The 2,546-nt window shown below is 67.1% G+C and carries 3 protein-coding genes; 1 reads left to right on the top strand and 2 read right to left on the bottom strand.

The window, feature by feature from the left end; genetic code table 11:
• Positions 1-648 (top strand): RluA family pseudouridine synthase (locus tag BG35_RS0108980; protein ID WP_025782552.1); only part of this gene is annotated, 648 nt, incomplete at its 5' end.
• 304 nt (positions 649-952) lie between these two features.
• On the opposite strand, the gene BG35_RS0108975 is transcribed toward BG35_RS0108980, so the two are convergent.
• Positions 953-1,807: a hypothetical protein gene (locus BG35_RS0108975; protein ID WP_152535262.1), complete on the bottom strand. Its 855-nt coding sequence runs from the start codon at positions 1,805-1,807 to the stop codon at positions 953-955.
• Positions 1,723-2,546: hypothetical protein (locus BG35_RS13240; protein WP_034418234.1), on the bottom strand; the 824-nt coding region annotated here is incomplete at its 5' end. The genes BG35_RS13240 and BG35_RS0108975, both read right to left, overlap by 85 nt.

Raw genomic sequence — 2,546 nt, 5'->3', positions numbered from 1 at the left:
AAGCCCGCCGGCCTCACGGTCCACCCTGCACCCGGTCACCGGGACGGCACCCTGGTGAACGGGTTGCTTGCCCACTGCCCCGACCTGCCCGGCATCGGCGGCAAGATGCGCCCCGGTATTGTTCACCGCCTGGACAAGGACACCAGCGGCTGCATGGTGGTGGCCAAGAGCCAGGCCGCACTCATGAGCCTGCAACGGCAAATTGCCCAGCGCAGTTGCAGCCGCCGCTACCTGGGACTTGTCCATGGGGTTCTGCCCCGGGAGGAGGGCGTATGGGACGGCCCCATTGGCCGTCATCCCGTGGACCGGCGCCGCTACGCCGTCGTGTCCGAGGAGTGCGGGCGGCAGGCCCGCACCCATTGGCGGGTGCTGGAACGACTGGGGGATTACTCCCTGGCGCACTTCCAGCTTGAGACCGGCCGCACCCATCAGATCCGCGTCCATTGCAGCCACGGGGGGCATCCCATTGTGGGGGACCCCCTCTACAGCCGCTGCCGCCGCCTGCCCATGGCCTTGCCCGGTCAGATGCTCCATGCCGTTGAACTGGGTCTGGATCATCCCCTCACCCAGGAGCGCATTGTCTGCTCGGCGGAACCGCCCCCATGCTTTCAGGGGCTGTTGCGGCGGCTGCGGACGCCTGGCGCCTGAGCACGGCATCCGCAGGCGCCAGCGCCAGCCTTCGGCGCACTGGGGACAGCCGCTCCAGTGGAGATGCAGCCAGCTTGCATGGAGCCTGCCGTGGGCCAGGCCCTCCCTATGGCGCTCTTCCTGTCTCCGCCTTACAAGGACTTCAAGGATTCAGGAGTACCGCCGGCAGCACCGATGATCTCCAACCGCTTGCGGCATTGCCTGCTGCGCTACACGGGAAGGTCTTCCTGAAGGGGCTCCCTCACACTGGCCAAAAGCGGGGCCTGACGAGAGAGGGGCGGCGCGGCGCCCCTCAGATGGATCATCAGAAGGGGAGGGAGAAGCGCAGCCCCAGAGAATGATCCACAGGGGATGTTGCGGAGTTGCTTTCTTCCCGCTTCCCCTCCAGGGCAATTTCCCAAGGTTCCGTCCGGCCCTGCTGGGAGTAGGGGGCCAGGGACCAGGCCATACCGTAGCTCCTGCCGGTGGGGGCCAGCGCCACCGCCAGCGACGGGGTCATGGTGAGGCGGTTGTTGTGGGCGGGGAAGCCGTAAGCGAACTCCGCCTTGAACTGGTGGCTGTTGCTGGCGTCGTCCAACCCCTCCAGAACAGTGGGATTGAGGAGGGCATCCATGCCGGATGCAGTAGCCCTCATGGCGTGACCCAGGGCAAGGGAGGGTCCCCGATTGGTGGGGGAGGGGTCCCAGGCGAAGGAGAGGGCCAAGCCCTGCTCCCGGAACTCCTCCGCTATGTGGGTCACCAGGGTGTGGCCCTTCAGTTCACCCCTGATGCCCCGTTGTGGATCGTTCCATGCCAGAGCTGCCCCCACCTCCAGCCCGAAGCCGGTTTCCCCATCGCCGCTGTCCTGTCTCATGCCCACCTCCAGCGAGGGGAGCAGGGCAGCGCCATTGGCCAAGGGGAAGGGGCGGCCCGCCTCCAACCCCACCCGCAGCCGGGAGACGCTGCCCTCGCTGGAGGAGAGAGCATCCACCTGCTCGGTGGTGGTCCTCTGGCTCAGCAGGTCGATGGTGGTGGTGAGGCTCAGCCCCTCGGCGCCGCCATCGATGAGCAAGCCATCCAGCCCCACGGCGCCCATCACCATGGTGCTCCCGGCCCGGTACTCCCTGTTGCTCCCGTCATCCGGTTTGACGGAGAGCTTGCCCCGGCCGTACCCGGCCACGGCCCAGACGCCCAGCCGGGGGGTGAGGCGTAACGACCATAGGGGAACAGGCCAAGTAGGGTGCTGCTGGAGTCTGCATCACCATCGTTGTCCCCCTCTCCCTCGTAGCCGCCGTTGCCCCAGGAGTGGGAGAGGGCAGCGCCAGCCAGCCAGCGCTCCGTCCGCCAGTCCGCGCCAACCAGGGCGGTGCTCACGTCCCCAGTCAGGGAGAGGGTGGCTTCCTGCCCACGGAAGGAGGAGAGCGCCCCTTCACCCCAGACGGCAAGCCGGGGTGTTGCCCCCTCCTCCACCCCTTGCCCGGCTGCTATCCGGGGGGAGAAGGAGAAGGAAGAACCCTGCGCCAGTTGCTGACCACTCACACTCTCGAACCCCAACACCTTGGATAATGCCCCTGCGTTCTCCGCCAACGGCGTGGCGCCTGTAAGCTCTTCCCCCGCCACGGTGAGGGTGAGACCGGCGTGGGGATTGGCGCTGAAACGTCCTTCCACGGCATTTACCACCTGCTGGGCGACGGTGCGGCCAACACGCACCTGCACCGCCTTCACGGCCTCGGTGAGGACATCCGTTGGGATGTCGTTATCCGTGATGGTCACCGCCACGTTGCTGGTGACGCTGTTGTAGCCGCCGCCAGCAGCAGTGTGGCTGAGGGTGGCGCTGTCGTTCGTGGCGTCAGCGTCCTCTCCTGCCACGACGGTGACCGGCTGCGCAATGTTCCAGTCGGTGTTGTTGAAGGTGAGGC

Origin of the sequence: Candidatus Synechococcus spongiarum SH4 (genome assembly GCF_000586015.1) — a bacterium.
GTDB lineage: Bacteria > Cyanobacteriota > Cyanobacteriia > PCC-6307 > Cyanobiaceae > Synechococcus_B > Synechococcus_B spongiarum_F.
This window is presented reverse-complemented; position numbering and strand designations above follow the sequence as displayed.